Origin of the sequence: Arthrobacter sp. Helios (genome assembly GCF_023167125.1) — a bacterium.
GTDB lineage: Bacteria > Actinomycetota > Actinomycetes > Actinomycetales > Micrococcaceae > Arthrobacter_B > Arthrobacter_B luteolus.
This window is the reverse complement of sequence record NZ_CP095402.1, coordinates 2,970,598-2,992,529: the sequence shown is the minus strand read 5'-3', so window position 1 is coordinate 2,992,529 and position 21,932 is coordinate 2,970,598. Positions and strand designations below refer to the sequence as shown.

Sequence of the window (21,932 nt, the reverse complement as noted above, 5' to 3'; positions counted from 1 at the left end):
CGAACGAGCAGTTTCCATTGCACCCGTCCGATCGAAGGGACCACCCATGCGCATCCTCAACGGTGAGAACGCAGGCCACTATGACGTCGTCGTCGTGGGTTCAGGAGCCGCGGCGCTGACCGCGGCCGCCACTGCCGCCGCCGCCGGCCAATCCGTCCTGGTGCTGGAGAAATCCGCCCTGCTGGGCGGGACCTCCGCCGTCTCCGGCGGAATGCTGTGGGTGGTGGACAACCACTATGCCCGCCAGGCCGGCATCAGTGACTCCAAGGCCGCCGGCCGCCGGTATGTGGAGGCCGTGGCCCGTGGCCTCGGCCGGGCGGAGCTGATGGACGCGGCCCTCGAACACGGGGACACCATGCTGCGCTTCGCCGAGGAGGAGCTGGACGTTCGGTTCATCTTCCTGAACAACTTTCCGGACTACCGGCAGGACCTCCCGGGTGCTGTGCCCGGCGGCCGCACCGTGGAACCTGAACTGTTCAACTACCGCGAAGCCCTCGGCGGCCTGGCCGCGCACATCCGCACCGACGGCCGCCACCCGTACACCATGCAGGAGTATGAGCAGTGGGGAGCCTTCACCGCGTTCCCCTGGGACCAGCTCACTGCCCGGCAGGAAGCCGGGATCGCCGCCAAGGGGCACGCCCTGGTCGCCATGCTGGTGGCAGCCTGCCAGCGGAACGGCGTGCACCTGGCCGTCGAGGCCCGCGCCGAACGGCTGTTGACCGGCAGTGGCAGGATCACCGGAGTGAGGCTCGAGGACGGCACGGAGATCAGCGCCGGATCCGGGGTGGTGCTGGCCGCCGGCGGGTTCGAATGGGACCGGCCGCTGGCCGACTCGATGCTGGCCAGCCGCCTGGTCACGATGTGCTCACCGCCGTCGAACACCGGAGATGCCCTGAAGATGGGCCAGCGCGTCGGAGCCATGACCCGCGGCACCCGCGAAGCGTGGTGGGCGCCCATGTCCTTCACCGGCGGGGTGCGGGACGGCGAACCGGTCGGGTCGCTGCTGCGGTTCGAACGGCAGGGGCCGGGTTCCATCATGGTGAACCGCCACGGTGTCCGGTTCGCCAACGAGGCGCAGAACTACAACGACCTCGCCCGGGTGCTGCAGTCCTGGGACTCGGCGAACAACCAGACGCTGAACACCCCCGCCCACGTGGTCTTCGACCAGTCCTACCTGGAACGCTATGGAATCCTGGACCACCGGGCGGGTCAGCGCACCCCTGACTGGCTCGTCGAAGCCCCAACCCTGACTGAGCTCGCGGTGCGGATCGGGGTTCCGGGAGACGCCCTGGAAGCCACCGTTTCCCGGTTCAACGCCCACGCACTGGCCGGGGCAGACCCGGACTTCGGCCGCGGCTCCTCGGAATACGACCGCTACTGGGGCGATGCGGACAACGCCTGGCCCAATCCCTCCCTGGGCCCGCTCCAGTACGGGCCGTACTACGCGCTGGAAGTGGTCAACGGTGCCTTCGGCACCTGCGGCGGGCTGGCCACCAACGGCACCGGCCAGGTGCTCGACGTCGACGGCGAACCGATCGCCGGACTGTTCGCCGCCGGCAACACCACCGAAAGCCCCTACTCCGCCGGCTACCCCGGAGCGGGCGCCACGCTCGGCCCGCTGATGACCATGGCCTACCTGGCCGGCCGCCTGCTGGCCGGGCAACCCGCCGCCTACGCCCCGGCCCGGATGGTCTCCGCATGATCCGGCACATCGTGATGTTCCGCTGGAAGGACTCCTTCACGCCGGCCATCCGCGAGCAGTGGACCGCAGGCCTGGACGCCATGCGGGACAACATCCCCGGGATGCTCCGGCTCGTTCACGGTCCGGACATCATGCACACCGACCGGTCCTGGGACCACGTCATCATCGCGGACTTCACCACCCGTGCGGACATCGCTGTCTACAACACCCACCCCCTCCACGAGGCCATCAAGCCGTTCTCCCTGCCCAACGTGCAGGACCTCGCCTACGTGGACTTCGAACTGGACGATCCAGCCTTGGATCCAAGCGCAAAGGACATCTCATGAGTCTTCCCCTGCCCAAGGCCCTCCGCCCCGGCGAAGCCCCGCCCCAAGCCCGGAAGACCGGCTCCGCCGATGCCGCGGCGGGCCACGAACCACCCCGGACCCCGCGCAAGGCCGCGCTCGCCTCCTTCCTCGGCTCCACACTGGAGTACTACGACTTCTTCATCTACGGCACCGCGGCCGCGCTGGTTTTCCCGCAGCTGTTCTTCCCCACCGCCAACCCGGCGGTCGCCACCATCGCCGCGTTCGCCACCTTCGGCGTCGCCTATATTGCCCGTCCCCTGGGCGGTATGGTCATGGGCCACTTCGGCGACCGGATCGGACGCAAGAACGTCCTGCTGTTCACCCTGCTGCTGATGGGCGGAGCCTCGCTGGCGATCGGCCTGCTGCCCACCTACGAACAGATCGGGATCTGGGCCACCGTGCTCCTGGTCGCCGGGCGCCTGGCGCAGGGATTCTCAGCCGGCGCCGGATCCGCCGGGGCCTCCTCCCTGACCATTGAGCACTCACCGGAAGGCCGGCGCGGATTCTTCACCTCCTTCGTGATGACCGGATACGCCTCCGGCATGGTGCTCTCCACCCTCGTCTTCATTCCAATCTCCGCCCTGCCCGAGGAGGATCTGATGAGCTGGGGCTGGCGGGTGCCGTTCCTGCTCTCCGTCGCCGTCCTGGCCCTGGCCTTCTGGGTCCGCACCAAACTCGATGAAACACCGGTGTTCGAAGAGGAAGTCGCCCAGGCCGGCGCCGTTCGGAAACTCCCGGCCCGCGAGGTCCTGAAATACCAGGGCGGTGACGTGCTGCGGGTACTGCTGATGTCCATCTTCTCCGTCATGCAGACCGTGTTCACCGTCTTCGGTCTCTCCTACGCCACCGACCAGGGCGGGTTCGAACGGACGTCCATCCTCACCGTCAACGCGGTGGCGATCGGCCTGTCCATGGCCGCCATGCCGCTGGCCGGCCGGCTCTCCGACCGGATTGGGCGCCGGCCGGTCATGCTGACCTCCATGCTGGGCTGCGCCGGCTGCATCTTCCTCTACTTCCTGGCCCTGGGCACCGGCAACATCTGGATCGTTTTCGCCGTGTCCGTGCTGTTTATGACCGTGCTGTACTCAGGCTTCAACGGCGTCTGGACCTCCTTCTTCGGAGAGCTGTTTGCCGCCCCGGTCCGCTACTCCGGGATGGCCATCGGCAACCAGCTCGGGCTGGTCGTCGCCGGTTTCGGCCCCATGATCGGCGGCCTGCTGCTGGCCGAGGGTGCATTCGGCTGGATACCGGTGGCCGTGTTCGGCGGCCTCTGCGCCCTCGTAGCCGCCGGCGCAGTCCTCAGCTCCCGGGAAACCGCCCACACCCCGATCAAGGAACTCGGCGGACCCTACCTGCAGGCCACCCGCCGGCCCTGACCCCGGCCGGCCCTCGGGCCCGGCCCCATCCACACGGACACCGCGCCGGCAGGCGGACCTGCCGGCGGGCGGTGCCCCACGCAAGGAGATCACCATGAGTACCAACCCAACCCCTTCCTCCCACCCCGCCCCGGCCGCGCAGTTCCAATGCGACGTGCTCGTCGTCGGCTCCGGGGCCGCCGGCATGGCGGCCGCCATTAAGGCGGCGCACGAGGGGCTGACCGTGATCGTGGCGGAGAAATCACCGCACTTCGGCGGCACCACCGCCCTGTCCGCCGGCTGGGCCTGGGTACCGGGCAACCCGAAGGGAACCGCCGCCGTCGGAGACACCCGGGCCGAAGCCGAGCAGTACCTGCAGGAGCTGGCGCCGGAGACCTACAACGAGTCCGGGGTGGCCGGGTTCCTGGACACCGTGCCGGAGGCGATCGAGTTCTTCGAGAACCACACGGAGGTCGTTTTCAGCTATCCCGAGAAGGCACCGGATTACCAGATGGACCTCCCGGGCGCGAAGCTCGGCGGGCGGGCCATCCTGCCCGCCGACGCCGACGTCCGGATTCTGGGGGACCGCCGCCGCGAGCTGCAGCCCTACCTGAGCTCCTACACCGTGTTCGGGTACATGCCGCAGGTGGGGCCGGACCTCAGCCAGTTCCTGCACGCGAATCAGTCGGTCAAGTCCTTCACCTACGTGGCCGTCAAGCTGCTGAAGACCTGGACGGACATCGCGCTGCACCGGCAGCCGCTCAAACGGACCAACGGCTCCGCGCTGATGACCCGCATGGTGAAGTCCGCGCTGGATGCCGGGGTGCGGGTGTGGACGGACACCCCGGTGCTGTCATTGCTCAAGGGCGACGGCGGGGCGGTGACCGGGGCGGTGCTCGGCGGGTCCCACGCCGGAACGGTCACGGCCCGGCTGGGAGTGGTGCTGGCCGGCGGAGGATTCTCCGGGAACCGCGAACTGCGCGCCCAGTACTTCCCGCATGACCGCACCGGCACCGAGCATTTCACTCCGACCCAGGGGCACGACGGGTCCTCGGCCCGGCTGGCGATGTCCGCCGGCGGCGGCATCAATGCGGACGTTTCGTCGGTGGGTTCCTGGGCGCCGGTCACCGTGTTCCGGCACCTGCTCAGCGGCACCCGGCGGCTGTTCCCGCACCTGCGCCAGATCGGCCTGCCCGGCATGATCACGGTTGACCGCCACGGCAAACGGTTCGGCAACGAGGCCCTGAGCTACCACGACTTCGGCGGGGCGATGCTCAAGCACCACGAGGACCAGGACTCCACCTACGCCTGGGTGGTCGGTGACGCGAAGCTGATGCACAAGTACGGCGTTGGCTTCGCGAAACCGTGGCCCATTCCGCGTACCTTCTATTACCGGACTGGCTTCCTGCACAAGGGCAAAAGCGTTGCCGACCTGGCCCGGCGGATCGGCGTCGACGCCGAAGGGCTGGCGGAGACGATCACCCGGTTCAACCGGGATGCGCTCGCCGGCGTGGACACGGAGTTCGGCCGTGGTTCCACGGCGTACAACCACTTCCGCGGGGACCTGGAACACAAGCCCAACCCCAACCTGGCGCCGCTGGACAAGGGACCGTACTACGCGGTGAAGGTCCGGATGGGGGATCTGGGCACGTTTGCCGGAATCGACGTCGACAGTCATTCAGCCGTGATCCGGGCCGACGGCACCCGGGTTCCCGGGCTGTACGCCGTCGGGGCGTCCGCTGTCTCCGTCTTCGGCGGCGGTTACCCGGGCTACGGATCGCACATCGGGCCCGCCCTGGTCTTTGGCTACCGCATGGGCCGGGACATCGCCGGGCTGGCGGCCGGGAACAGCCGTGCCGGATCCGGAAACTCCCGGGAGGGCGGCGCGTGAGAGATGCCGCTGCGACGGCGGGGCCGTTCGCCAGCCGCACCGCCGTCGTAACCGGCGCTGCCGGCGGGATCGGCGCGGCCACCGCCCGGATGCTGGCCCGCCGTGGAGCCTTCGTGGTCATCGGGGACATCAGCTCCGGTGCGGCTGCCGTGGCGGACGCGCTGACTGCCGAAGGCTGCCGGGCACGCTCCGTCCGCACGGACGTTACGGATGAAGATTCTGTGGCCACGCTGATGGCGGAGGCCGCCCGGCTGGGCGGTTCGGTGGACATCCTGGTGGCCAACGCCGGGATCCCGGAATCCAAAGGTCCGCTGCATGAACTGGACGCCGAACACTGGCGGCGGGTGCTGGACATCGACCTCACCGGAGTGGCCCTGTCGATGAAACAGGCGCTGCGTTACATGTCCGGGCAGGGGAGCGGCGCCGTCGTCGCTGTTTCCTCCATCCTTGGACTGGTCGGGCAGGCGGGATCGGGGCCGTATTCTGCGGCGAAGGCGGGTGTCGCGAACCTGGTCCGGTCCGCCGGGCTGACCTACGCGCCCACCGGGATCCGGGTGAACGCGGTGGCGCCCGGGTATGCCGAGACGCCGCTGCTGGCCGCATTGGACGGGTCCGTGCGCTCGCAGATCCTCGCCCGGCAGCCGATGGGACGGCTTGGCAGCACTGAGGAGATTGCGGAGGTGATCTGCTTCCTGGCCTCCGATGCGGCCAGTTTTGTCACCGGGTCAGTGTGGCCGGTCGATGGAGGGTATACGGCGCAGTAGAAGCGGAGGACCATAGCGGAAGGAGACCCAGCAGTTCCGCCAATTCCGAGGAGCAAAACCCATGATCCTGGACGAAACCTACACGCTGGCAAACGGACTGCCGATCCCGAAGCTCGGACTCGGCACCTGGTTCATCCCCGCTGACGCCGCGGCCCAGGCCGTGCGGGACGCCATCGGGATCGGGTACCGCAACATCGACACAGCGCAGGCCTACGGAAATGAACACGGGGTAGGGGACGGCGTGCGCAGCAGCGGGGTGCCGCGCGGAGAGCTGTTCGTTTCCAGCAAGCTGGCGGCGGAGATCAAGGATTACCAGGACGCGGTCACAGCCATCGACGATTCCCTCAGCGTGATGGGCCTGGACTACCTGGACCTGATGCTGATCCACAGCCCCCAGCCATGGAACGACTGGCGCGGCGGCTCCTACGCCGAAGGCAACCGGGAAGCCTGGCGGGCGCTGGAAGAGGCCCATACGGCGGGCAAGCTCCGCTCCATCGGTGTCTCCAACTTTGAACAGGCCGACCTGGAGAACATCCTCTCCGCCGCAGCCGTAGCTCCGCAGGTCAACCAGATCCTGGTTCACGTCGGCAACACCCCGGATGCGCTGCTGGACTACTGCACGGAACGGAACATCCTCATCGAGGCGTACTCGCCCATTGCCCACGGTGAAATGCTCAAGAACCCGGACGTCACCGCCATGGCCGGGCGGTATGGGGTGACCGTTCCGCAGCTGTGCATCCGGTACGCGCTGGAGCTGGGCACCGTGCCGCTTCCCAAGACCGCGAACCCGGAGCACATGCGGAGCAACGCTGAGGTCAATTTCGTCATCTCCGGGCAGGACATGGACACCCTCCGCCACCTGCGGATGAAGGACTACGGGAAGTCCAGCAGGTTCCCGGTCTTCAGTGGCAAGTGACGGCGTCTAACCGCCCTGGTGTCCCTCCCTCACCGGGGAAGGGCTGCCAGGGCAGCCGCCGTCGTGCCTATTCCTGCCAGTCGGAACCCCGGATAACTTCCACGAAGTCGCCGCGCTGGAATCCGGGGACAAAGTGGGCCAGCACATCTGCCTTCACATTGCCGAAGGTGGTCTCCGGCCGGTCCTTGATGCCCTCCGTGAAGGCTTCAAGGATGCGGTTCTTGAAGTCCGGCCGGGGGTGCGCCGCAACCACGGCGGCACGCTGTTCGGCCGAGATGGCGTGGTAGCCCAGGCCCAGGACATCCAACTCGACCCCGCGGGTCACCAGGGCAATTTCGGGCGCCATGTGCAGCGGTATCTCCGGGGTGGTGTGCAGCGCAATGGCCGTCCAAACCAGGTCCGCTGCCTCGCCGGTGATTCCGTGGGCGAGCAGGAACCGGCGGGCCTCGTCGGCACCGTCGATCTCGAACCGCTGATTAGCGCGGCGGTACTTTTCGGTCAGGCCGAGGTCGTGGAACATCGCCCCGACGTACAGCAGTTCCGGATCGAAATCCAGGCCCTGCTCCTTGCCGCGCAGCGAGCCGAACACGAAGACCCGGCGGGAGTGGTCGAACAGCAGCGGAGGCGCAACCTCGCGTACCAGGTCGGTCGCCTCCCGTGCCAAAGCACTGTCGGGAATCTCCACGCCCGCGATCGATTCAGCCATCTTGTTCTCCTATCAACATCTGTCGGTGGTCTCCTCCAGCGTCTCCCAGCCGGATAGGCTGGTGCCATGTCCTTTCAGCCGCAAAAACCACAATTTCAGACATGACCCAGCGGGTTGGCTTCATCGTGTTCGACGGAATGACGATGCTCGACCTCAGCGGTCCGGGCGAAGTCCTGCACCAGGCACGCCGCGCCGGCCTGCCATACACGCCCGTCCTGGTCTCCCCGCACGGCGGCACCGTCACGGCTTCCTCCGGGCTGGCAGTGGGAGGCACGACGGCGGTCGCCGAGGCAGGTGCCCTGGACACGGTTATCGTTGTCGGCGCCGACCGGCTCACCGAACCGGTCCTCGACGAGGACCTGCTGGCCGCGGTACGGACGGTTGCCGGGCGCGCGGAGCGGGTGGCCTCAGTGTGCACCGGTGCGTTCGTGCTCGCCGAGCTCGGCCTGCTCGACGGGCGCCGGGCAACCACGCACTGGCGGCACACCCAAACCCTGGCCAGCCGCTATCCCCGGGTGCGCGTGCAGCCGGACGTGATCCATGTCAGGGACGGCAGATACGTCACCTCCGCCGGCATCACCGCGGGAATCGACCTGGCACTGTCCTTGGTGGAAGACGACTACGGGGCAGAGGCGGCCCGCGGGATAGCGCGCGAGCTGGTCGTCTTTATGCAGCGGCCTGGCGGCCAGTCCCAGTTCTCCGCGGACCGTGACATGCCGCGGGTCCGCAGCAGCGTGCTGCAGGCGGTGACCGCGGCGGTGCAGGCAGATCCCGCCGGCGAACACACTCTCCCGTCAATGTCCGCAGCCGCGGCGGTCAGCGCCCGGCATCTGACCCGCCTGTTCCAGGCGGAGCTGGGTACGACGCCGGCCCGCTGGGTTGAGCGCGTCCGCCTGGGCCTGGCGCAGGAGCTGGTGCTTGAGGGGCACAGCATTACCAAGGCGGCCCAGCAGAGCGGCTTCGGCAGCGACGAAACGCTCCGCCGGGCTTTCGGCCGGCACCTGGGTATCACGCCGACCGAATACCGGACGCGTTTCGCCACCACTCAGCCGATTCCGCTTTCCTGACGCCGTCACCGGGCTGGCCGGAGGGGCCGCCCACCTCCGTGAGCCCCACAATGGTAGGGAAAGCTCGCCGCGCGAGCAGCCCATCCCGACCCCACGGCAGGACCACATGACTTACCACCGGATCAACGGCGTCGATCTCTATTCCGAGGTGGCCGGCGAAGGGCCGCCCGTCCTCTTCCTGCACGGCGGATTCTGTTCGCTGGAATCGCTGCGGGCACAGTCCGATGCGCTGGCGGGGGAGCGGCAGGTCTTCGCGTTCGAACGCCCCGGGCACGGACGGTCGGCTGATATCGACGGCGATTACAGCTACGAGCGCGGCCTCGCCGACACCGTGGCTTACCTCGATGCGGAGGGCCTGGAATCGGTGGACGTGCTGGGCTACAGCGACGGCGCGATCCTCGGACTGCTGCTGGCACTGCACCATCCGGAACGGGTCCGCTCCCTGATCGCCATCAGCGCGAACCTGGACCCGTCAGCATTTAAACGATCCGACGACGACGGCGGCGGGCTGCCGGTGCTCGGGCCCCCGGTGCATGAAGCGCCCAAGGAAGAGCCGAAGCCCGATGTCGAGCGGATGCATTACGAGCGGCTGTCTCCGGACGGGCCGGCCCACGCCGATGCGGTCCTGGCCAAACTGTTCCGGCTCTGGACTGAAGAGCCGCACATCGAGCCTGCGGAGCTGGGCGCGATCAAGGCTCCAGCGCTGATCATGTCCGGGGACCGGGACACCATCCGTCCGGACCACAGCCTGCTCATCGCGGCGTCCATTCCGGGGGCGCAGCTGTGCATCGTTCCCGGCGCCACCCACGGCCTGCTGGCCGAGCGTCCGGCGCTGATCAGCGCCGTAGTCCGGGAATTCCTGCAGCAGCTACCTTAACCCAGCTCGGTGAACGCAGCTGCCTGCACTCGCTGAGTACGGGACGCCTGAGGATTGAGGTCGCTGCACCACGCGGGATAGACGCGGAAACCACGCTTGCCGGGATGCATATCAGAGCTGACATAGCCGGCCGAGACCAGGTGCGCCGGGGTGAATTGGAAGACCCCGAACCGGTCCTCGTCCTCCACAAAGACGAGCAAACCGGCCAACGACTCCTCAGCGGTGAACGGCCTGGGTGATCCTCCTTGGCTGCGGGTCCATACTGCGACAAAAGCGCCCGGCTTCGTCGGCGTGATCCGGGCGGTGCGGATTCGCCAGTGTTCCTCCCCGAGGCTCGCGACGCCAGATTCGTAGTCGCTGTTCTGTTCTTCAACCTGGATGACCAGCGCATTGGTCGGAGAAGGTGCAAAGTCGATGAAGCGGCTGAACGCACGGAAATTCACTCTAGAACTCTATGCGTTCGCCATCTGCCACAACGACGTGCTCCTACTGCAGCGGGAGTTCCCTTGCCGTCCGCTAGACTCGGCTCGTTGCGCCGGTGGGGCGCGACGCAAAGGTTCGGGGGAGCCGCAATGATCAAAAGACCGTCAGTAGGAATGGTCGTTGGCCTGTCCATTGCGGGCGGCTTCGCCCTCGGGATCGGCACGCTGTCCGCCCCAGTGATTGATGACTTCGCGGCGGAGTCAGGCCCGGAATCATCGACCGTGGACCTTGCCGTCTCACCGGCGTCGGACGCCGGTTTTCCTGGAATCGAAGATGACCCCGAGACAGCCGTGTACGAACCGTTCGTCGCTTGTTCTGCCGAGTACGCACATGGTCCGGGCGCGGACCTGGACCGCAGGAACCTGATGGGTCCCGAGAACAGCGTGATGGTTTCGCCCGAGCAGATGAGAGCCATGGGCCGCCCCGCAGCCGAAATTGAGGCGCAAACACGGGCCTGGAATGAGCTCAGCCCTGAGTCACGCGAGGAGCAGCTGTGCCGCGCGGCCCAGCAGAACGCCGTTATCGCCGAACCGCGTTGAGTTCCGGGCACCGGGAAATGAGACGCAGTACACGGGTCCGCTCAAACAAGCCGGATCTCTTGGTGCTGTGGGTACTCATCCCCACCTTCCTCCCCGCTCTGTTTGTTGTCCTGCTTTCCCTGGTCACCTTTGCGTCGTTTATTGCGGGATCAGGTGCCAGGTGGTCCCAGACGGTGACGTTTGTGCCTTTCTTTGCGTCAGCCCTCGCCGCGATCGCCACCGGTGTCCTGATGAAGCGAGCCCCGACGGACCGGAGTGCATGGGTGCTGTCCCTCTGTACTGTTGTGCTCCTGCTCGTTGCGGCGTCGGCACCCGTTCTTAGCTTCAGCAAGGCCGCGGCTGAAGAGTTCTGCGAAAGCGCGCCCGGCGGCCGGGGTTACCCGGGGACGGCAGCACCGGAAGAAACCCCCGGCATCTGCAGCTGGGCCAGAAACTAGTTGCACGGCGCCCCGGCGCCCGGCCCCACGTTTTACCCCCGCGACCGCCGCAGCAGCCAGACGAAATACGGGGCACCGATCAGGGCGATCATCAGCCCGGCCGGGATCTGCGCCGGCGCGATGAGCGTCCGCCCCAGGGTGTCCGCCACGGACACCAGCACCGCGCCGAGCAGCATCGACAGCGGAATCAGCCGCGAATGCCGGGCGCCGGCAATAAACCGGGCCAGATGCGGGGCCACCAGCCCCACAAAACCCACCGCGCCAATGGCCACGACACTCAGCGACGCCAGCACGGCCGCGGTACCGAGCAGGAGCAGGCGGGAACGCTCCAGCCGGACGCCCAGAATGCGGGGAGTGTCGTCGTCGACGGCGAGCAGATCCAGCCGGCGCCGCAGACCAAACACCAGCGGCAGTGCCAGCAGCAGTGCCACGGCCACCGGAACGACGTCGGGCAGCGTCCGTCCGTAAGTGGTGCCGGAGAGCCAGGTGAGGATGCGCGGGGTGTTCCACGGGTCGGCGCGCAGGAGCAGGAGCGTGGTCAGCGAGGTCAGGCCGTAGCCGCAGCCGATGCCAACGAGCACAAAGCGGTCCGGGAGCAGGCCGCCGCGCCAGGCCAGCAGGGCGATCAGCGCGAAGGTGGCCAGGCCCATCAGCACGGCCATGGTGATGAGCATCGGGCGTCCGCCGCCCAGGTTGGAGGTCACCACGGTGACGGCGCCGAGGCCGGCGCCGGCGGTGATGCCCAGGATGCCGGGTTCGGCCAGCGGGTTGCGGACAGTTCCCTGCACCACGCATCCGGCCAGGCCCAGGGCCGCTCCGGCCAGCACCGCCGCGGCCACCCGCGGGAAGCGGTCATCCAGGGCACGGCCAATCAGGTCCGGCGCCGAACCGTTCAACCACAGCGCCACGTCCCCGGTGCGCAGCCACAGGCTCCCGGCGAGCAGGCCCACCAGGACCGCGGCCAGCAGCAGCAGGCCGGAGACGGCGAGGGCGATCAGGAAGCGGCGGCGGGTCCGGACGCCGAGCCGTCCCTGCGGGGGCATCGAGACGGGACCGGAATCCCGCATCCGCATCGCCAGCACCACAATCAGGACGGCGCCGAGCAGCGCCGTCGGGACACCGGTGGGAATTGAACTGGCGCCTTCCGCGCCGAGGATTCCCCGCAGCACCGCATCCGCGAGGAGGATCAGCAGCGCACCCAGCAGCCCGGACACCGGCAGCAGGAAATGATGCCGGCGCAGCACCGGTGCCCGCGACGCGAGCAGCCGGGCCAGCACCGGGGCGCCGAGGCCTACAAACGCAATGGGTCCGGCCAGGGTGACGGAGATGCTCGTCAGCAGCACCGCGCACAGCACGGCAAACACGCGGGTCGAGGCGACCGGCACACCAAGGGAGGACGCGGTGTCGTCGCCGAGTTTTAGCACATCGAGGCGGCGGCAGAGCAGCAGCGCGACGCAGAGCATCGCGATGATCACCGGGGCGGCACGCACCGAGGCGTCGAGGTTCAGCTGGGCCAGCGAACCGCTGCCCCAGGCGAACAGGCCGGTGGTGTTTTCCTTGAACAGGATCAGCAGCATCGCCGTCGCAGCGTCCAGCGCCATGGCGATGGCGGAACCTGCCAGGATCAGCCGGGTGGTCCCCGAGCCCACCGAGCGTCCGGCCAGGCCCAGGACGACGGCGGCAGTCAGCACCCCGCCTGCGAAGGCGACAGTCCCGGAGGCCCACAGCGGCACCGACAGGCCGAAGGCCGCGACGGCGGTGAGCGCGAAGTAGGAACCAGCGGTGACGGCGAGGGTATCGGGGGAGGCCAGCGCGTTCCGGGTCACGGACTGCAGCAGCGCCCCCGCGACCCCGAGGGCGAAGCCCACGGCCACGCCGGCGAAGAGCCGCGGCAGCCGCGAGCCGACCAGCACGTCGGCGATCGGCACACCGCCCACGGTCTCCTGCGCGCCGCCGAACAGGCGCCACAGATCCAGCAGCCCGGCCCCGGAGGTGCCCTGCGTCAGGTGCCACGCACCCACCACAACAACCGCCAGCATCAGGACGGCGAGTACCGCGAGTCCGCCGCCGGTGTGTTGGAGGGTGGCACGCAAGCCGCTCCGCAGGCCCGGGCGGGCCTGCGGAGCGGTGAGGTCCCGCGTGTGGAGCGGTGTGCTCACTCAGACAGCATGGCGTCAACGTAGGCGTCGATCGCCTGCTGGTTGGACAGCGGCCCGCCGGCGCCCCAGACGCCTGCGGGGAACGCGTAGGCGCGGCCTTCCTTGACGGCCGGAAGCGCGGTCCATATCGGGTTCTTCTCGAGTTCAGAGACGTAGCTGCCGGCTTCTTCATCGTTGGAGTAGAAGAGATTCGCATCGCCCACCGCCGTGAGGCCTTCGATGTCGGTCTGGCCGAGTCCGTAGGCCGGATCCACGCCGCCGCTGCCGTACTTGGCATCGATTTCATCGGTCCAGGCGGAAGTCAGGCCCAGTTCTTCGCCCAGCGCGGTGAAGAGTGCGCCCTGTCCATACGGGCGGATCGTGACATTGCCGCCTTCGATCCAGCCGTCGAAGAACAGGAAGTCGGTGGTTTCCAGCCCGGCGGACTTCACCTTGTCCTTCGCCTCAGCCAGGTGGTTATCGAAGTCGCTGAGGACCTGCTCGGCCCGGTCGGTGCGTCCGGTGGCCTCGGCGATCATGGAGAAAACGTTCTTCATGTTCCCGATCGGATCCGCGCCGTCGGCGCCAAGCGTGGCGAGCACCGGAACGCCGCGCTCCTCAAGCTGTGCGATCAGTTCGTCGTCGGCGCTGAAGGCCTCCACAATGATCAGGTCGGGATCCGCCGCGTACAGCGTGTCCAGGTCCGGTTCCCCGCGCGTGCCCACATCGGCGACGCCCTCCGGAATGGTCTCGGCGCTCACGTAGGTGCCGTAGCCTTCAGCGTCGGAGACGGCGACGGGGGTGACGCACAGCGTGAGGGCGTCCTCGATCTGCTGCCATTCCAGCACGGCGATGCGCTCGGCCGGCTGGTCGAGTTCCACCGTGCGGCCGACGCCGTCAGTGAGCGAGACCGGGCCGGTCGCCGTCGTGGTGGTGTCGTCAGCGCAGGCCTGCGATGTGGCGGACGTTGCCGCGTCGGCCGTCTCCTCCACATCGGTGGTGCCGCACGCGGACAGGGTCAGCGCAGCGGCAACCAGCATGGAGGCTGTGGCGGCCAGTGGGCGGAGTCGGGTCATGGAAGTGCCTCTCGGATGGGTGGTTAAGCTGAAGCTTTGGCCGCGGACCGGCCGCGGGCGGCATACCGGCCCACGGGGTCAATGCGGATGCGGTTGGTGCCCGGCTCGATGCTGACCTCAACGCGGAGGCCGTACACCGCGCCGATGTTCTGTTCGGTGAGCACGTCCAGCGGGTCGCCCGCGGCGTGGATGCGGCCGGCGGACATCAGCAGCAGGTGGTCGGCCACGCGGGCGGCCTGGTCCAGGTCATGCAGGACGATTCCGACGGCGACGCCGGTTTCATCCGCCAGGTCGCGGACAAGATCGAGGATCTCGACCTGGTAGCGCAGGTCCAGGTGGTTGGTGGGTTCGTCCAGGAGCACGACGCCGGTTTCCTGGGCCAGGCAGGCGGCGAGCCAGACGCGCTGGACTTCCCCGCCGGACAGCTCGCCGACGGACCGGCCGGACATGTCGTCGACGCCCGTGGCAGCCATGGCCCGGTTGATCACCCGGTGGTCTTCAGCGGAGAGGCCGGCAAAGCGGTGCCGGTACGGATGGCGTCCGAAGGCCACGACTTCGCTGACGGTCAGCCCCTGGGGTGCGGGCCGGGACTGGGAGAAGAGGGTGACCTCGCGGGCGAACTCACGGGAGGTCAGTGCGGCTGCTGCCCGGTCGCTGCCGCCGTCTGGCGTGGAGCCGTCTGGCTTGGGACCGTTGGTTCCGCCGCCGTCGGCACCACGCAGCGTGATCTGCCCGCCGTCCAGGCGGTGCAGCCGGGCCATGGACCGCAGAAGCGTCGACTTTCCGCTGCCATTGGGGCCAACCAGAGCGGTGACCTGTCCGGGCTGGAACGTCAGGGAGACGCCGTGGACCACCGCGTCTTTCCCGTACCCCAGGCGCACCTGCTCGCCGGCCAGCGCCGTCGCTGGCTTCGCACCCGCCTGCGGTTCGCCGGAGATGCCATCCATCTCGGGGCGAGGGGCATTTCTCCAGGGCATGGGAAACCTAAGGGCAGAAGGGACAAACGGAGGGTTAATCAGGTATCGCGAGGCCGGGCGGCTGTGACCGCCGACTGGAGGTTAGGCTTGCCTTGCCTAAGCAACAATAGAAGCTGCGTTGGGCGGACGCAATTTGGGGCTGCGTGCACGTCACACGGCGCATAATTTCATCTGACCTGGCCCGACGGATTGAGCCGCAGACGGCCGGCCAGGCCTGGCGATGCGCCGGACCGCTCGTGAAGCCCAGCGCTACACTCGTGTCATGGCTGACAAAGCGAGGAGCGTCGCCGAATATCTCGGTGCGCTCGACCCCGCATACCGGGCGGAACTCGAGCGGATCCGCACCGTCGTCACCCAGCTCGTGCCGGACACCGAAGAGACCATGAGCTACGGGATGCCGACGCTCAAATACAAGAACCGGGCACTGGTGTACTTCACCGCTTCCCAGAAGCACATGAGTTTTTATCCCTCGTCATGGGCGATCGAGGAGCTTAAGGACCAGCTCGAGGGCTACAAGACCACCGAACACTCGATCCAATTCACGCTGGACAAGCCCCTGCCCAGCCGTCTGGTCGAAGACCTTGTCCGCGTACATGTGCATGATATTGACGCCAACCGGCAGTAGAGGCCGGGTTCGAAGGATCAGTAGTGCGCTGGCACTGGTACGTCTGATTGCCCTGCTGCGAATGTACCCTCTAAAACCCTCCGTTTTGGGTCAAATCGACCTTTAGGGGATTTCCCTCCGGTGCGCTCAGGAGGGAAATCCCATTACGGCAGGGTTTTCCCAATTCGGAGGGAAACATTGCCACACAACGGTGGGTTTTTCCCGAAGCGGAGGGGAACGGGTCACACGACGGGTGGGTTTTCCCAAAGCGGAGGGACACGGCGACACACAGGTAGACTCACCCGCCGCGCAGCAGCTTAGGGGACGTTTCTTCCCGGAGCCTCGGGGCCGGTGGGCCAGCGGAGCAGGGCAGCGACGCCGACACCGTGGGGGAGCACGCCATCGGGCACCAGCAGGAGGCTGGCATCAGTCAGGGCAGCCGCCCGGACCAAGGCCGCCGGGGCCGGAACCTTGCCAAGGATCTCTGCGCCGAGGGACTGTTCCTGGGCGCTGGCCACCCAGGGTTCGGCGCCGAGAGCCAGCACATGGTGGTCGGCCAGAGCCCTGTCATTCATGATCAGGACTTCCACCTGGGCCTGCTGCAGGGCAGTCAGCACCTCGCCGAAACCAGTGGCGGATTCCGGGTTGGCCTGCCCTTCCTGCTGGGCTAGACGGTCCATGATCTGCTCCTGCTCAGCAGCCCACAACAGGGCAATACGTTCCTGGACCTCATCCTCGAAATGGCCATTGGCCGGCGCTGCAGTACGCGGGTGGGAATCGATCATGCTGACGAGCTTCTGGTGGGCTTCGGAGAGCTGGTCCCGTACCAGGCCCCGCGCCCGGACATCCCCGGCCAGTACGATCAGCCTGGCTCCGCTGCTGTCTGCAATCCGGTCGATCTCCTCGGCGACCTGATCCGCGTTGCGCCGCCAGATCTGTTCGGTCTGCCGCTGGAACTTGTCCTGTGACCAGCCTCCTGCCGGGAGCTTTGTGATGTCCTCTGTCTCCCCCTCCACGTCCTGGACGGTGGCGGGATGGCCGCCGCCGGCATACTCCAGCCGGATCTCCGCATCCTCACGGGAGGCTTCGGCGACGATGTACGGGAATTCCTCGGGGCGGTGCTTGAGCAGCGGCAGCAGGTCCGGAATCGGGTCCACCGAGACTCGTTCCGGCAGCACGAGAGGGCCGGGCAGCACTTCGTTCAAGGCCACTGTGCCCTGCTGGACGAGGAGAAACCGTGAGACCGGGGAGGGAAATCCGTCCGCCGGGAGTACCGCGGTTTCCGCGGCTTCCTGGTCCTGGGGCGGGGCGCCCTGTTTGGCGAGGGCCTTCCTGACGTCGCCCGGGCGGACCTCGGCGGCTTCCAAGCTGTCCGTAGCCCCCGCTGACGCATCTACATATGCGAGGCACCAGGGCCCCTTGCGCCGGTAGAGGTCAGCAAATTCGTGGAGTTGCCGGGTCATGTCGATCTCCTTCCTGCAAGGCCTCAGCCGTGCAGTGATTCACTCCGTGGTCAACGCTAGCACCGGCGTCAGCGGCATTTATAGGGGCGGCGTGTCTATGGAACAGCCCCGCGGTGGACTTCCTCTTTGCGGCCTCTAGGGTCCATCGCCACCATGCTGATTGAAGTGCGGCGGGCGCCGAAGCGGATCGCACCGAGCCACCCGCTGGGATGCTTGACAGTCTTCATGTGACCCGGGTTACACTGAGCGCGGAATCAAACTTTCGTAATGCAGAAACATCGAAACAAGTCGGACCGACCGATGGTCAATGGTGTTCAGCGCTGCTGCGAAGAAAACCAGGGAAGCTGACACCCATCATGACTTTGAGCGACTTTGATTTGCTGAGACGGAAAGAGGCGGACGACGCCCTCCGGTCCAGGGGCGGACAGCCCCCAGCATCGCAGGCTCCGCAGGCGTCCAGCCAGCCCTGAAGCAGAAGCAGATAAGCCAATTTTTAGTGACCGACGGCGAACAGCCGTTACTGGGTGCTTCCCACTACAGTCTGCGGAAGCATCCTACGGACGAGGCACGGAGAACATGCAGCACTCGAGGGGGGCGAAGAACTACCTGTCCACCGGTAGCTCTTTTATCTAAACTCGGGCGGAACATTGAGGGGTGAGCAGTGTGGAAGAAATCCAAGTGACTGTCAACGGCCAGGTGTTGGGCTGCGGAGCAGGTCCGCACACCAACCTGCTTGACTGGCTGCGGGACGAGGGGCTGACCGCGTCCAAGGAAGGCTGTGCCGAGGGAGAATGCGGCGCGTGCGCCGTGCTGGTAAACCGGCCAGACGGAAGTGGGCGAAGCCGCTGGACCTCCGTCAACGCCTGTCTGCCTCCAGCCCTGGCTTTCGATGGCCAGGAGGTTGTCACCGCGGAGGGACTCGGCAAGGCACCGGGCGTTGGCCTCGTCGAAGACCTGCATCCGGTCCAACGGGAAATGGCTGACCGGGGCGGCTCCCAGTGCGGGTACTGCACTCCCGGCTTCATCTGCTCCATGGCATCCGAATATTATCGTCCGGAACGGTCCCCATCCGCGGCCGCTAAGGAAAGCGGCAGCGAAACCGGGACCGACGCCGTCGGAGCGGAGCACGCTGCCGATCATGAATGCGGCCCCAACGGCTTTGACCTCCATGCCTTGAGCGGAAACCTCTGCCGCTGCACCGGGTACCGGCCGATCCGTGATGCTGCGTACGCGCTTGGCGCGCCGCAGGAAACCGACCCGCTGCTGCTCCGGCAGGACAGGGCGGCACCCGCAGCCAAAGCAACGGTTCACAAAACAACACAGGCCACGGGTGACGTTGCGTTTATTCGACCCGGCAGCCTGGAGGAGCTCCTCGACCGCCTCGCGGAGAATCCGAAGGCAAAGCTTGTTTGTGGGGCTACCGATGCAGGGGTGGAGATCAACCTCCGGCACACCCGGCCCCCGCTGATTCTGGCCGTGGACCGCCTGGAGGCGCTGCGGACCCTCGAGATTGGCGCTGACAGGATCGAGATTGGCGCCGCGCTGCCCCTTTCCGAGGTTGAACGCGGACTCGGGGGACAGGTAGCGATGCTCAGCCACCTTTTCCCGCAGTTCGCCTCCCGGTTGATCCGCAATTCCGCAAGTTTCGGAGGCAACCTGGCCACCGGCTCGCCGATCGGTGATTCGGCGCCGGCGCTTTTGGCGCTGAACGCGTCCGTGGTGTTGGCTTCCGTAGCCGGGGAGCGCGAAGTGGCGTTGGCCGAGTACTTCACCGGGTACAGGCAAAGTGTGAAAAAGCCGGATGAGATTCTTCGTGCCATCCGTATTCCACTCCCGCTCGCTGAAACCACCGCTTTCTATAAAATCTCCAAACGGCGTTTCGACGATATTTCCAGCGTCTCAGCAGGTTTTGCCATGCAGCGCGACGGCGGCATTATCTCTTCGGTCCGGATCGGCCTCGGCGGGGTGGCTGCCACCCCGATCCGCGCGCTGCGGACCGAAGAGGTTCTGGTGGGTCAGCCGTGGAACGCCAAAACGGCTGCTGCTGCCGCCGCGGTGATGGCCACGGAAGGCACCCCGATTGATGACATGCGGGCCAGCGCCCTCTACCGCTCAGCCATGTTGAGGCAGTCCGTCCTGCGGTTTTACGCGCAGACCCATTCCGCTCCCGCTCTGGAGGCAGCCAAATGAAATCCCTCGCTGACCGGCCGGTCAATCCCGTGGTGGGGGTGCCGGTTTCGCATGAAAGCGCCACCCTGCATGTCACCGGCGCCGCGCTCTATACCGATGACCTCATTGTCCGGAGCCAGAATGTACTGCACGCCTGGCCGGTGCAGGCCCCGCACGCACATGCCCTGGTCAACGCCATCCGGACTGAGCCTGCCCTGCTGGTTCCCGGCGTCGTGCGGGTCCTCACGGCGGAGGATGTGCCCGGAGTCAACGATTCCGGCACCAAGCACGACGAACCGCTTTTCCCCAGTGAGGTTATGTTCTACGGGCAGGCCGTGTGCTGGGTATTGGGCGATTCCCTGGAAGCTGCCCGCCTTGGTGCGGAAGCAGTGGAGGTGGACTATGAACCGCTCCCGTCCCTGCTGACCCTTACCGAGGCTATGGAGGCCGAGAGCTTCCAGGGCAACCAGCCCACCGTCTCCCGCGGCGCGGCCGGCCAGGCATTGGACGACGCCCCTCACCGGTTCAGCGGCGAGCTCGAGTTCGGCGGGCAGGAACACTTTTATCTGGAAACCCATGCCTCGTTTGTCTACATTGATGAGGGCGGCCAGGTGTTCGTGCACTGCAGCACGCAGCACCCCACCGAAACCCAGGAGATCGTCGCCCACGTGCTTGGGCTGGCCAGTTCCGAGGTTACGGTGCAGTGCCTGCGTATGGGCGGCGGGTTCGGCGGGAAAGAAATGCAGCCCCACGGCTACGCGGCGGTTGCCGCGTTGGGGGCTCGCCTCACCGGCCGCCCGGTGCGGCTGCGGTTGAACCGCACACAGGACATCACCATGTCCGGCAAACGCCACCCATTCCATGCCCGCTGGGAAGTCGGTTTCGACGACGACGGCCGGCTCCTGGCGCTCAGGGCGACGCTGACCAGCGACGGCGGCTGGAGCCTTGATCTGTCCGAACCGGTGCTGCAGCGGGCCCTTTGCCACATCGACAACGCCTACTGGATACCCAACGTTGAGGTCCACGGCCGGGTGGCCAAGACCAACAAAACGTCCCAGACGGCCTTCCGTGGTTTCGGCGGCCCCCAGGGCATGCTGGTCATTGAGGATCTCCTGGGCCGCTGCGCGCCCCTGCTTGGGCTGGAACCGAGCGAGCTGCGCCGCCGCAACCTGTACGTTCCCGGGCAGAGCACACCGTACGGGCAGCCTGTCCGCCACGCTGAGCGGCTCACCGAAATCTGGCAGGAGCTGGGCGAACGCGCCGACGTCGTGCGCCGCCGCGAGGACATCGCCGCCTTTAACGCAGCACATCCGCATACCCGCAGGGCGCTCGGCATAACGCCGGTCAAGTTCGGGATTTCCTTCAACCTGACAGCGTTTAACCAGGCCGGCGCTCTGGTGCACATCTATAAGGACGGTTCGGTCCTGATCAACCACGGTGGTACGGAAATGGGGCAGGGACTGCATACCAAGATGCGCCAGGTGGCCGCCACCGCCCTCGGTGTGCCGTTGGACATTGTCCGGCTTGCACCGACACGCACGGACAAGGTCCCCAACACGTCGGCAACGGCAGCCAGCTCCGGAGCGGACCTTAACGGCGGCGCCATCAAGAATGCCTGCGAGCAAATCAGCGCTCGTCTGGCGGAAGTAGCGGCACGGCGGCTGAACATCCACCCCGACGACGTCCGGTTCGCGAATGGGATGGTCACCGGAATCGGTTTCCATGACGAGGGCATCCCGTTCGCTGAGCTGGTGCGCGACGCCTACTTCCAGCGGGTTTCGCTGTGGGCTGCGGGCTATTACCGGACGGAAGGGCTGCATTGGGACGGAGCCCGCATGCAGGGGGAGCCCTTTAAATACTTCAGCTACGGGGCCTCGGTCAGCGAGGTGGAGGTGGACGGGTTCACCGGAGCGTACCGCCAGGTGCGCACCGACATAGTCCACGACGTCGGGGACAGCCTGTCGCCGATGATCGACGTCGGGCAGATCGAGGGAGGCTTCGTCCAGGGTGCAGGATGGCTGACGCTCGAGGAGATGCGCTGGGATCTCTCCGACGGACCACACCGGGGCCGGATCACCACGCAGTCGGCCAGCACTTACAAGATCCCCAGTTTCTCGGAAATGCCGGAAGAGTTTAACGTCCACCTCTTCGAGAAGGCCACGGAAAGCGGGGTCGTCTACGGGTCCAAAGCGGTGGGTGAACCCCCCTTTATGCTTGCCTTCAGCGTCCGCGAAGCGCTGCGCGAGGCCATCGCCACCTTCGGGCCCGGCAACCGGGAAGTCAGACTTCCCAGCCCGGCAACCCCTGAAGCCGTTTACTGGGCCATCACCGAAGCCAGGGACGCCGGCACCGAATCAGACGGCAAGGCGCCTGAGACTCCGCAGGTAGTGCCCGAACTCCGGGCCGCGCCCACTCATTGAT

At 67.0% G+C, this 21,932-nt stretch carries 19 protein-coding genes; 13 read left to right on the top strand and 6 right to left on the bottom strand.

Features of this window, described 5'->3' with window-relative positions; genetic code table 11:
* Nucleotides 1-46: 46 nt before the first annotated feature.
* From ArtHe_RS13615 to ArtHe_RS13590, 6 genes are all read left to right on the top strand, one after another.
* On the top strand, nt 47-1,702 hold the full coding sequence (locus tag ArtHe_RS13615) for an FAD-dependent oxidoreductase (protein ID WP_248317448.1): 1,656 nt from the start codon (nt 47-49) through the stop codon (nt 1,700-1,702).
* Nucleotides 1,699-2,028 (top strand): Dabb family protein, encoded by a 330-nt coding sequence (locus ArtHe_RS13610; RefSeq protein WP_066303529.1) that lies wholly within the window; start codon nt 1,699-1,701, stop codon nt 2,026-2,028. The genes ArtHe_RS13615 and ArtHe_RS13610 overlap by 4 nt, the downstream gene beginning before the upstream one ends.
* Entirely contained in the window at nt 2,025-3,425 is a 1,401-nt protein-coding gene (locus ArtHe_RS13605) for an MFS transporter (protein ID WP_248317447.1), read from the top strand. The genes ArtHe_RS13610 and ArtHe_RS13605 overlap by 4 nt, the downstream gene beginning before the upstream one ends.
* A 94-nt stretch (nt 3,426-3,519) precedes the next feature.
* Nucleotides 3,520-5,295 carry an FAD-dependent oxidoreductase gene (locus tag ArtHe_RS13600; protein ID WP_248317446.1) on the top strand — a complete coding sequence of 592 codons (1,776 nt, stop codon included), beginning with the start codon at nt 3,520-3,522 and terminating at the stop codon, nt 5,293-5,295.
* Nucleotides 5,292-6,059, top strand: coding sequence for an SDR family oxidoreductase (locus ArtHe_RS13595; protein WP_248317445.1), 768 nt, complete (start codon nt 5,292-5,294; stop codon nt 6,057-6,059). Before ArtHe_RS13600 ends, ArtHe_RS13595 begins: the two co-directional genes overlap by 4 nt.
* A 61-nt stretch (nt 6,060-6,120) precedes the next feature.
* Complete coding sequence (locus ArtHe_RS13590; protein WP_248317444.1) at nt 6,121-6,975, top strand: aldo/keto reductase; 855 nt, start codon at nt 6,121-6,123, stop codon at nt 6,973-6,975.
* 67 nt (nt 6,976-7,042) lie between these two features.
* Here ArtHe_RS13590 and ArtHe_RS13585 read toward each other — a convergent pair whose 3' ends face one another.
* Nucleotides 7,043-7,681 (bottom strand): HD domain-containing protein, encoded by a 639-nt coding sequence (locus ArtHe_RS13585; RefSeq protein ID WP_248317443.1) that lies wholly within the window; start codon nt 7,679-7,681, stop codon nt 7,043-7,045.
* A gap of 101 nt (nt 7,682-7,782) precedes the next feature.
* Here ArtHe_RS13585 and ArtHe_RS13580 point away from each other — a divergent pair, with 101 nt between their 5' ends.
* A complete protein-coding gene (locus ArtHe_RS13580) occupies nt 7,783-8,748 on the top strand; it encodes a GlxA family transcriptional regulator (RefSeq protein WP_248317442.1) in 966 nt (321 codons plus the stop codon).
* 106 nt (nt 8,749-8,854) lie between these two features.
* On the top strand, nt 8,855-9,625 hold the full coding sequence (locus ArtHe_RS13575; RefSeq protein WP_248317441.1) for an alpha/beta hydrolase: 771 nt from the start codon (nt 8,855-8,857) through the stop codon (nt 9,623-9,625).
* On the opposite strand, the gene ArtHe_RS13570 is transcribed toward ArtHe_RS13575, so the two are convergent.
* The gene (locus ArtHe_RS13570) at nt 9,622-10,068 is read right to left on the bottom strand and encodes a MepB family protein (RefSeq protein ID WP_248317440.1); all 447 of its coding nucleotides are present in this window, start codon (nt 10,066-10,068) and stop codon (nt 9,622-9,624) included. The genes ArtHe_RS13575 and ArtHe_RS13570 overlap by 4 nt on opposite strands.
* Before the next feature lie 153 nt (nt 10,069-10,221).
* Here ArtHe_RS13570 and ArtHe_RS13565 point away from each other — a divergent pair, with 153 nt between their 5' ends.
* Both ArtHe_RS13565 and ArtHe_RS13560 read left to right on the top strand, forming a co-directional pair.
* On the top strand, nt 10,222-10,647 hold the full coding sequence (locus tag ArtHe_RS13565) for a hypothetical protein (RefSeq protein WP_248317439.1): 426 nt from the start codon (nt 10,222-10,224) through the stop codon (nt 10,645-10,647).
* 17 nt (nt 10,648-10,664) lie between these two features.
* Nucleotides 10,665-11,084 (top strand): hypothetical protein, encoded by a 420-nt coding sequence (locus ArtHe_RS13560; RefSeq protein WP_248317438.1) that lies wholly within the window; start codon nt 10,665-10,667, stop codon nt 11,082-11,084.
* A gap of 32 nt (nt 11,085-11,116) precedes the next feature.
* On the opposite strand, the gene ArtHe_RS13555 is transcribed toward ArtHe_RS13560, so the two are convergent.
* Genes ArtHe_RS13555 through ArtHe_RS13545 form a run of 3 tightly spaced genes read right to left on the bottom strand, consistent with a single transcriptional unit; the run spans nt 11,117 to nt 15,275 of the window.
* Complete coding sequence (locus ArtHe_RS13555) at nt 11,117-13,243, bottom strand: iron ABC transporter permease (protein ID WP_349238357.1); 2,127 nt, start codon at nt 13,241-13,243, stop codon at nt 11,117-11,119.
* The gene (locus tag ArtHe_RS13550; protein WP_248317437.1) at nt 13,240-14,298 is read right to left on the bottom strand and encodes an iron-siderophore ABC transporter substrate-binding protein; all 1,059 of its coding nucleotides are present in this window, start codon (nt 14,296-14,298) and stop codon (nt 13,240-13,242) included. Before ArtHe_RS13550 ends, ArtHe_RS13555 begins: the two co-directional genes overlap by 4 nt.
* Nucleotides 14,299-14,321: 23 nt before the next feature.
* Nucleotides 14,322-15,275 (bottom strand): ABC transporter ATP-binding protein, encoded by a 954-nt coding sequence (locus tag ArtHe_RS13545; RefSeq protein WP_248317436.1) that lies wholly within the window; start codon nt 15,273-15,275, stop codon nt 14,322-14,324.
* A gap of 262 nt (nt 15,276-15,537) precedes the next feature.
* Here ArtHe_RS13545 and ArtHe_RS13540 point away from each other — a divergent pair, with 262 nt between their 5' ends.
* Entirely contained in the window at nt 15,538-15,900 is a 363-nt protein-coding gene (locus tag ArtHe_RS13540; protein WP_248317435.1) for a DUF1801 domain-containing protein, read from the top strand.
* A 296-nt stretch (nt 15,901-16,196) separates the two neighbouring features.
* On the opposite strand, the gene ArtHe_RS13535 is transcribed toward ArtHe_RS13540, so the two are convergent.
* Nucleotides 16,197-17,342, bottom strand: a complete 1,146-nt coding sequence (locus ArtHe_RS13535) for a Vms1/Ankzf1 family peptidyl-tRNA hydrolase (RefSeq protein ID WP_248317434.1) — start codon at nt 17,340-17,342, stop codon at nt 16,197-16,199.
* A 678-nt stretch (nt 17,343-18,020) separates the two neighbouring features.
* On the opposite strand from ArtHe_RS13535, the gene ArtHe_RS13530 reads away from it, so the two are divergent.
* Both ArtHe_RS13530 and xdhB read left to right on the top strand, forming a co-directional pair.
* Nucleotides 18,021-19,532, top strand: coding sequence for an FAD binding domain-containing protein (locus tag ArtHe_RS13530; RefSeq protein WP_248317433.1), 1,512 nt, complete (start codon nt 18,021-18,023; stop codon nt 19,530-19,532).
* A complete protein-coding gene (gene xdhB / locus ArtHe_RS13525; RefSeq protein WP_248317432.1) occupies nt 19,529-21,931 on the top strand; it encodes a xanthine dehydrogenase molybdopterin binding subunit in 2,403 nt (800 codons plus the stop codon). The genes ArtHe_RS13530 and xdhB overlap by 4 nt, the downstream gene beginning before the upstream one ends.
* Nucleotide 21,932: the final 1 nt, after the last annotated feature.

What these genes read in the sequence shown, in the direction of transcription:
- ArtHe_RS13610 (WP_066303529.1), top strand. Translation starts at nt 1,699, where the DNA reads ATGATCCGGCACATCGTGATGTTCCGCTGGAAGGACTCCTTCACGCCG.
- ArtHe_RS13605 (WP_248317447.1), top strand. Translation starts at nt 2,025, where the DNA reads ATGAGTCTTCCCCTGCCCAAGGCCCTCCGCCCCGGCGAAGCCCCGCCC.
- ArtHe_RS13535 (WP_248317434.1), bottom strand. Translation starts at nt 17,342, where the DNA reads ATGACCCGGCAACTCCACGAATTTGCTGACCTCTACCGGCGCAAGGGG.
- ArtHe_RS13560 (WP_248317438.1), top strand. Translation starts at nt 10,665, where the DNA reads ATGAGACGCAGTACACGGGTCCGCTCAAACAAGCCGGATCTCTTGGTG.
- ArtHe_RS13575 (WP_248317441.1), top strand. Translation starts at nt 8,855, where the DNA reads ATGACTTACCACCGGATCAACGGCGTCGATCTCTATTCCGAGGTGGCC.
- ArtHe_RS13550 (WP_248317437.1), bottom strand. Translation starts at nt 14,298, where the DNA reads ATGACCCGACTCCGCCCACTGGCCGCCACAGCCTCCATGCTGGTTGCC.
- ArtHe_RS13590 (WP_248317444.1), top strand. Translation starts at nt 6,121, where the DNA reads ATGATCCTGGACGAAACCTACACGCTGGCAAACGGACTGCCGATCCCG.
- ArtHe_RS13540 (WP_248317435.1), top strand. Translation starts at nt 15,538, where the DNA reads ATGGCTGACAAAGCGAGGAGCGTCGCCGAATATCTCGGTGCGCTCGAC.
- xdhB (WP_248317432.1), top strand. Translation starts at nt 19,529, where the DNA reads ATGAAATCCCTCGCTGACCGGCCGGTCAATCCCGTGGTGGGGGTGCCG.
- ArtHe_RS13565 (WP_248317439.1), top strand. Translation starts at nt 10,222, where the DNA reads ATGGTCGTTGGCCTGTCCATTGCGGGCGGCTTCGCCCTCGGGATCGGC.
- ArtHe_RS13600 (WP_248317446.1), top strand. Translation starts at nt 3,520, where the DNA reads ATGAGTACCAACCCAACCCCTTCCTCCCACCCCGCCCCGGCCGCGCAG.
- ArtHe_RS13545 (WP_248317436.1), bottom strand. Translation starts at nt 15,275, where the DNA reads ATGCCCTGGAGAAATGCCCCTCGCCCCGAGATGGATGGCATCTCCGGC.
- ArtHe_RS13585 (WP_248317443.1), bottom strand. Translation starts at nt 7,681, where the DNA reads ATGGCTGAATCGATCGCGGGCGTGGAGATTCCCGACAGTGCTTTGGCA.
- ArtHe_RS13580 (WP_248317442.1), top strand. Translation starts at nt 7,783, where the DNA reads ATGACCCAGCGGGTTGGCTTCATCGTGTTCGACGGAATGACGATGCTC.
- ArtHe_RS13615 (WP_248317448.1), top strand. Translation starts at nt 47, where the DNA reads ATGCGCATCCTCAACGGTGAGAACGCAGGCCACTATGACGTCGTCGTC.